The sequence below is a fragment of the Actinocrinis sp. genome, from assembly GCF_035946395.1.
Taxonomy (GTDB): Bacteria; Actinomycetota; Actinomycetes; order Streptomycetales; family Catenulisporaceae; genus Actinocrinis.
In genome coordinates this window covers 1-7,474 of sequence record NZ_DASYZI010000186.1, presented here as the reverse complement: position 1 = coordinate 7,474, position 7,474 = coordinate 1, and the positions used below count along the sequence as shown (strand labels likewise).

At 65.4% G+C, this 7,474-nt stretch carries 5 protein-coding genes, 1 tRNA gene and 1 pseudogene; 2 read left to right on the top strand and 5 right to left on the bottom strand.

Going from position 1 to position 7,474, the window contains the following annotated elements; all coding sequences use genetic code 11:
* Positions 1–80 precede the first annotated feature (80 nt).
* A pseudogene (locus VGS97_RS11910) lies at positions 81–1,232 on the bottom strand (RNA polymerase sigma factor); the annotation flags it as partial.
* 146 nt (positions 1,233–1,378) lie between these two features.
* On the opposite strand from VGS97_RS11910, the gene VGS97_RS11905 reads away from it, so the two are divergent.
* The gene (locus VGS97_RS11905) at positions 1,379–2,632 is read left to right on the top strand and encodes an IS256 family transposase (RefSeq protein ID WP_326853444.1); all 1,254 of its coding nucleotides are present in this window, start codon (positions 1,379–1,381) and stop codon (positions 2,630–2,632) included.
* Between the two features lie 283 nt (positions 2,633–2,915).
* On the opposite strand, the gene VGS97_RS11900 is transcribed toward VGS97_RS11905, so the two are convergent.
* A complete protein-coding gene (locus tag VGS97_RS11900) occupies positions 2,916–3,272 on the bottom strand; it encodes a YciI family protein (RefSeq protein ID WP_326853443.1) in 357 nt (118 codons plus the stop codon).
* A 719-nt stretch (positions 3,273–3,991) separates the two neighbouring features.
* On the opposite strand from VGS97_RS11900, the gene VGS97_RS11895 reads away from it, so the two are divergent.
* Positions 3,992–5,122, top strand: a complete 1,131-nt coding sequence (locus VGS97_RS11895; protein WP_326853442.1) for a hypothetical protein — start codon at positions 3,992–3,994, stop codon at positions 5,120–5,122.
* Here the strand turns inward: VGS97_RS11895 and VGS97_RS11890 are convergent.
* The 3 genes from VGS97_RS11890 to VGS97_RS11880 all read right to left on the bottom strand — a co-directional run.
* A complete protein-coding gene (locus tag VGS97_RS11890; protein WP_326853441.1) occupies positions 5,104–6,540 on the bottom strand; it encodes an FAD-dependent oxidoreductase in 1,437 nt (478 codons plus the stop codon). The genes VGS97_RS11895 and VGS97_RS11890 overlap by 19 nt on opposite strands.
* Positions 6,541–6,752: 212 nt before the next feature.
* Positions 6,753–6,833 (bottom strand) — tRNA-Tyr (locus tag VGS97_RS11885).
* Between the two features lie 41 nt (positions 6,834–6,874).
* The coding region (locus VGS97_RS11880; RefSeq protein ID WP_326853440.1) for an SDR family NAD(P)-dependent oxidoreductase at positions 6,875–7,474 on the bottom strand (600 nt) is incomplete at its 5' end.

Genomic DNA, 7,474 nt, shown 5'->3' with positions numbered 1-7,474 from the left:
CCCACACCAAATACACAGCACATCACCCGATCGCCCGGCCGCCGACACACTCGCGACCGGGCGATCACATCTCAGTACTCTCAATCCGCTCCCGCTCCCGCACCCGCACCCGCAATCCGCCGCTCAATCAGCCGACGCTCCGCTTCAGTAGGAGCAAGCCCGAGCGCCATACGCAGACAGACGTCAGCCTCCGCCTCACGGCCACAACGCCGCAACAGGTCGGCACGTGTCGCGTGCAGCAGGTAGTACCCGTCAAGCCGACCCGATTCCGCAAGCGAATCCACCAACGACAACGCCGCCTCCGGCCCCTGCGCCATCGCCACAGCGACCGCGTGGTTCAAATCCACCACCGGGCTAGGAGCCACCAGAGCCAATTGCTCGTACAAGCCGACGATCTGCGGCCAGTCCGTCGCCGCCGTGGACGGTGCAGTCGCATGGCACGCCGCGATCGCCGCCTGGATCTGAAACGGCCCCGCCCGGCCCCGGCGTAGTGCGCGCTCAAGAATCGCGCCGCCCTCGGCGATCTGGCCTCGATCCCACAGCGAACGGTCCTGCTCCTCCAGCGTGACCAGCTCGCCAACAGCATCGACGCGCGACAGGCGCCTCGCGTCGTGCAGCAACATCAGCGCGAGCATCCCCTGAGCCTCGGGCTCATCCGGCATCAACCCGACCAGCACGCGAGTAAGACGAATAGCCTCACGGCTGAGCCGTGTCTTGTGCTGCTGGTCGCCGTAGCCCTCGTTGTACACCAGATAGAGCACATGCAAGACGGCCGGCAACCGGTCCGGCAGCAGATGAGCCGGCGGAACGCGGAACGGAATCACCGCGTGCGCGACCTTCTGCTTGGCGCGGAAGATGCGCTGGCCCATCGTGCGCTCCGGCACCAGAAACGCGCGTGCGATGTCCGCGGTACTGAGCCCAGCAAGCGACCGCAGCGTCAGCGCCACCTGCGCGTCGAGGTTCAGGGCAGGATGGCAGCAGGTGAACATCAGCTCAAGCCGTTCATCCGGTATCTCGCCATCACTCGCGTAAACCAGCAACTGCGCAGCCTGCTCCTCCGCCCACACGCCCTCTCCCTCCCGCACCCGCTCCATCACACGCTCTACAGCAGCCCACTCCCTGACCTTCGCTGCCTCGGTCGACGCACGACGCATCCGATCGACGGCGCGGTTGCGGGCCGCAGTAGTAAGCCAGGCCAACGGCTGCCGCGGAACACCGTCCCGCGGCCACTTGCGGTCGCGTCCATGGAAGTGGTGTAAGGCTGATCTTCACGATGGAGTGATGCTGCTTCGCAGGTCGGGCGTGGCACCCGAATGCGGAGCGGCCACCGGCTGATCCTTCGAGAACGACCAAGAACTCGAAGAAAAGGATCAGCACGATGACCGCTGTAGACAGTGTGCCGTTCGCGGGCCTGCTGGAGGAGAACCTCGCCTCGGCGAGTCCCGACCTGCTGCGGGCGATGCTCGCGGTGTTCGCCGGGCAGCTGATGGGCGCGGAGGCCGACGCGTTGTGCGGAGCCGAGTACGGTCAGAGCGGCGAGGGCCGGGTGAACTACCGCAACGGCTACCGGCACCGGGCCTGGGACACCCGCACGGGCACGGTTGACCTGGCGATCCCGAAGCTGCGCTCGGGCAGCTACTTCCCCGAGTGGCTGCTGGAACGCCGCTCCCGTGCCGAGCAGGCCCTGATCAGCGTGGTGGCGACCTGCTACCTGCTGGGCGTGTCCACCCGCCGGGTGGAGAAGCTCGCGGCGACGCTCGGGGTCACCCAGCTGTCGAAGTCCCAGGTCTCGGAGATGGCCAAGACCCTCGACGCCCGCGTGGCGCAGTTCCGCAACCGGCCGCTGGACGGCTCGCCCTACACGTTCGTATGGATCGACGCCCTCATGCAGAAGGTTCGCGAGGGCGGCCGGGTCGTGAACGTCGCCTGCATGGTCGCGGTCGGGGTCACCGCCGACGGGCACCGCGAGATCCTCGGGGTGGACGTCGCCGGCTCGGAGAACGGCGCCGGATGGGTGGCGTTCCTGCGCTGCCTGGTCGCCCGCGGCCTGTCCGGGGTGCAGCTGGTGGTCTCCGACGCGCACGGCGGGCTGGTCGACGCGATCGGCGCGGTGCTGCCCGGCGCCGCCTGGCAAAGGTGCCGCACCCACTATGCCAGGAACTTGATGAACCAGGTGCCCAAGAGCGCCCAGCCCTGGGTCGCCACACTGTTGCGCACGGTCTTCGAGCAGCCCGACGCCGCCAGCGTGCGTGCCCAGATGGCGCAGGTCATCGCCGCGCTCGACGAGAAGTTCCCCCGCGCCGCCGAGCACCTGGAGGCCGCCCGCGAGGACCTGCTCGCGTTCACCGCCTACCCACGGGAGGTGTGGCGGCAAGTGTGGTCCAACAACCCGCAGGAGAGGTTGAACAAGGAGATCCGCCGGCGCACCGATGTCGTCGGCATCTTCCCCGACCGCGACGCCATCCTGCGCCTGGTCGGCGCCGTGCTCGCCGAGCAGTCCGACGAGTGGACCGAGCAGCGCCGGTACATGGGCGTCGAGGTCCTCGCCGCCTGCCGCGCCGTCGCCGCGCCCGGCCACACGATCGAGGGAAATCAGAGCCCGCAAACGACCCCAGCACCCCTCGCCGCATAAACTGGTAACCACGGATCAACCGGTGGCCTTACACCACCACAACGGACATAACCCCACTTGCGCAGCGCCTGAGTGAAGGCGTCCTGCGCACACTCCTCGGCCAAGTCCCAGTCGCCGCCGGTGAACCGGATCATGGCGGCCACGATCCGGCTCCACCCGTCGGCGTAGATCCCGGCGATGAACTCACTGGTCGACTCGCTACCCATAGTCATCGCCCAACGCCCTCGGAGTCGCTCGCTCGCTCACTGACTCACTCAACAGCTCACACCGTGCCGCGCCGCAGTCACGCGTCCTGGCCGTCGCCATCCCCATCAACCCAGAACGGCCGTAGCTCGATCACACCGCCCCAAGCCATCGGATGCCGCGACGCGACCTCGACAGCCTCGTCCAGATCAGCGCACTCAAGCACGTCGAACCCGGCGATCAAGTCCTTGGTCTCGGCGTACGGACCGTCCGTAAGCAGTACCTCGCGGTTACGCACCCGCACGGTAGTCGCATCGCTGCCTGGCCGGACCCGGTTCCCCATCAGCCGGATGCCCTTGCCGTCCATCTCACTGACCCATCCCTCGACGTCCGGCGCACCCTCCGCCGCCCCCGGTGCGAGGTCGGGGTCCACACATACCAGCATCAGGTACTTCATCATCTGCTCCGTTCATGGTAGCTCGGACGGCGCCTCTCGCCGTTCCATCCCATTGACGAACGGCCCAGCCGCTCTACTACACCCTCACGCAAAAAATCTTCGCCCGCACTCCCCGCCCTCACCCCGTGCTTGAAGTTGCGGCTCCTCGGCGGGCCTGGCGTGGCCTCCGAACCCTTCACCGCACGGTATTCGACCGCTAGTTCATACACGGTCACCTCGCGCACACCCTCCCCCTTCGCCCAGGACACCGGCTTCCCCCAGCCACTGTGCCAACGAGTCCCTGGCTCTGGCTGCGGAAATCAGCCGTGAGCGGTAGGTATCGACCATGACCGATTGGTCGAATGCTTGACCGAATCTCTCCCCGACCTCCCAGCACCCCACTCAAGATGCGTTTCAGGCGCGGCAAGGCGAGCAGGCTCCTTAGATAGGCGTGTGGCGAGGAAGCGGCCTCTTGGCGTAAGCCCGCGCCATCAGTACCCTGAATTTCTGTATTCGTGTCAGGCCTGAATTCGAGCGAGGACGTGTTGCATCACGACTCGTCGGCACCGCTGCCGCACCTGGCTGCTGCATCGCGCACAGCGGCCCACCCGTCTATGCACTGCGGAGCCGCCGTCAAGGGCGGAGCCGTTCAGCGCGGGCCGTCAGAGTGCTCATGAAACTTGATGTTCGTGTGAGACTTGACGCGAAGCGCCGAGTCCGGCTGTGGGGGAAGGGGAAACGTGAAATCCGCCAGGCCGCCGCGGCGCCGAAGATGGATTCGTCCGGCATCGTCCAACATTTCACGCGGCTCCATCATTGCACTGGCTGTCATCGGGTGCATCATGCTTTGCCTGACTGTCTATGGCACGCTGAAAGAAGGCTTCAGCAACTTCGCCGTCAATATGGGCGTCGAAGGTCTCGTCACCCTGACCGCCATCGCAGTCATCGGCCCTCTGGTACGCAGATCACAGGAGGGCGGAATCCGCGTTTACCCGCGCCTCAATTATCCCCGTTTCGTTCGCGAAGCGGCGCGGGCTCGCCGCCAGGTACAAATTCTCACCACATTCACCCCGCTCCTTGAGAGCCATGACACCGAGCGCTTTCTCGAAGCACTCCGCAGGCTGGTCTCGCATCGCGTCCAGGTGGACGTGCTCATCCTCCACCCGGACTCGCTGACCGCTGAACAGCGGCAACGCGAACTCGTCGAAGTCGGCGCAAATGTGACGACAGGCATCTACGTCAATATACGCACCCTCTACTCATTCATCCGCAGTCTGCCCGCCGGCGACGCGCGATATATTTCAGCGCGACTCTACGATGCGAACCTCGCCATAATCATGCACCGCTGGGACGACCGGGGACTGGTCTCGTTCATTCCCATCGGTCGTCTCGCGGAGGAGGGTGAGCAATACGAGATCGAAATGCGGTCGCCTTTCGGCTCGTTCGTCGAGAGCCGGTTCAGTGCCCTGTGGTCCGATCCGACGACAATCAGCCTCTCCAGCTTCATGACGATGCCGATGACCGTCCTGGACGGAGAGGACGGAACCCTGGCGAGCCCGATAGACGGCCATTACGTGACGGTCGACGGGAACCTGTTCGTCGCCTCAGAGGAGATCATCGCGGCCCAGGCACTGCACCGTGAGCAAGCACTGCGAGTACGAAACGGGAGTGCGTACTACGACATAGCGATCGTCGACCCCAACGACTCCACGATCAGAGACCAGGTGGCCGACGCGTTCAACCGCAAATACGGCATCGACGGCCGCGCACTCATACGGTTACTCCCCGCGTCAAAATTCGGCAGGGAAAACAGGCCTCACCCGATTCCAACCGCTTATGACGAAGCCTCGTCTCAATCCCACGAGGCATAATAGTCAGTCAGTGCCTTCCGCACGCGGTCAGTCAGCTTTGGGATGAACTCCGGCGGCGGTGTGAAAAGAGGGTGCAGTGATTCGACCGCTTCCGTGTACTGCCGACGGAGGAGTTCTTCGATACGTACTGGCCACTCGGGCGTGACGCGCCACCTCGTCTCGTAGCCCGACGCCATCATCTGGTCCACCGTGGAATCGATCACCTCCTGACGCGTGCCGACTGGGAGCGGGCTTCGCACCGGCTCGAACGACGAGAACTCGTCGACGAGGTACTTGCCGCTCTCGATCAATGTGGCCACGTGTTCTGCCAGGAGCGGAGACTGATGCAATCCGTCTCGGTACGTTCCGGTGGCCAGCCAGAGGCCTTCGGCCCCCGCCGAGCCGATCAGCGGAAAGCCGTCCGCAGGCACAGGTCGATTGCCCACCTGTAGGGAAATCAGTGAAGCTTCCGGCAATTTCGAATAGAGCTGATCGACCGCGGATTCGAGGAGGAATTGCAGGTCACGCACGGTCGCATATTGCCGTGGCTGTTCCGTGAGGACATTCGTCCCACCGACGTACAGGACGCCATTCTCACGCGGCAGGCAGTGGATGCCGCACGCGAACGCCCGGTTCGGGCTGCGCAGGACGGAGTTCGGCGTGGTCCCGTCCTTGATTTCGAAGAGGGCGGAAACGCCATAACCGCTCACCATCGGGGGAATCCTGGCCAGGGTGTCGCCGATCTCGCCGAGAAGAGCCAACGACTGAGCCCCCGCGGCCACGACGACCTGATCGCTGGCTATGCGGTCGCCATTCGCCAGTCGAATACCGACGACCCGGCCAGCTCTCACCTCGACGCTGTCGACCCTCGCGTCCACAAGCGCGCCGCCCAACGCTGCGAATCCACGCTCAAGCTTGTCCAGCAAGCGACTGGCATCGACACCGTGTTCCGCGGGAATGTGCAAGGCTCGCAGTGCCCGAGCGAGTTCTTCCGGAGCAATCCAGTCGAGTTCGTCGGGGTCGACGATCTCATAGGGCTCGTCATATTCGCGCAGCGCCGACTCGATCGCCTTGAAGTTTCCCGAGTCGACCTTTGCGGTGCCCATGCTGTTGAGCACGACAACCGTGCCCTTTGCCGTGAAGACACTCTCCTCGACGCCCGAAGCCACGCTGAGGTCGTGATCCCAAACGGGCCACTCTCGCCTTGCTTGATAGTCGATCGCCAGTTTCGCCCGTCCGCTCGAACTGGCGAGCAAGGACGTCGTGACTTCTCCGAAGCAACCGAGCATCGCGCCGGCGGCGGTGGACGCAGCCAACGGGCGAGTACGTTCGCCGACCAGTGCCACGTCACGATGGCCGCGTCGCATCAACTCGAAGGCGATGGAGGCGCCGACCGCACCATTTCCCACCACGATGATGTCCGCGCTTGAAGCGGTCACTGTAGTTCTCCACGCTGTGTGCTTGCCACGAGGCCTCTCAACGAGACGGGTATACGCCGTTGGTCATTGTAGGTCTACATCCCTGCATCAGGACCGGGCGGGTATCGAGAACGCGCCAGAAAATCAGCACCATTGACGCCAATGGCAGAATATAAAAGAGAAAGGCCCTTGCCAGCTTTCGCGCTGGTCAAGGGCCCCTCTCACTGCTGCCGTGGCAGGTCCAGGATTCGAACCTGGGTAGCTTTCGCGACGGATTTACAGTCCGCTCCCATTGGCCGCTCGGGCAACCTGCCTGGTGATGCGCTCCCGCAGGAGCGACCTCGGAAAGGATAGCTCATGCCGGGGGGTGGTCCGCCACTCGGTTTGGGTCGCCGGCGGACCCGGCGGCACCGCCTGGGCCGAGGGGGTGTCGGCGCAGGTGGGAGGTCTCGCGCAGGCGTGGGGCTAGGCGGGCGACCTCGTGGGGCGCGCGGCTCGCGATGACGAGGGGGACGGCGGCTCGGGGGAGCCACTGGAGCGTGCGGATCCACGACTGGCCGTAGATGTGCGGCTTGCGGTGGGTGACGCCAGTGGTGATGCGGGCTACCGCAGGGGCGAGGGGGGCGGTGTGGTTCGCGGGCCAGGGGAGCCGGGCGCGCATCTCCTGGAACACGGGGTCCTCGGCGGCGGCGCGAGTCATGTCGGTGTCGGTCCACGACAGATACGCCACGCCGACCTGGACGCCCTGGTGGGCGACTTCGCTGCGCAGCGCGTGGGCGAAGGCCTCGACGCCGGACTTGCTGGCGCAGTACGCGGCCATGAGCGGCGCGGGGGCGATGGCGGCCAGGGACGCGATTTGCAGCAGGTAGCCCCGCGACTCGATGAGGGCGGGCAGGAACGCACGGGCCGTGGCGATGGAGCCGAGCAGGTTGACCTCGATGACTCGGTCGAACGC

What these genes read in the sequence shown, in the direction of transcription:
- VGS97_RS11905 (WP_326853444.1), top strand. Translation starts at nt 1,379, where the DNA reads ATGACCGCTGTAGACAGTGTGCCGTTCGCGGGCCTGCTGGAGGAGAAC.
- VGS97_RS11900 (WP_326853443.1), bottom strand. Translation starts at nt 3,272, where the DNA reads ATGAAGTACCTGATGCTGGTATGTGTGGACCCCGACCTCGCACCGGGG.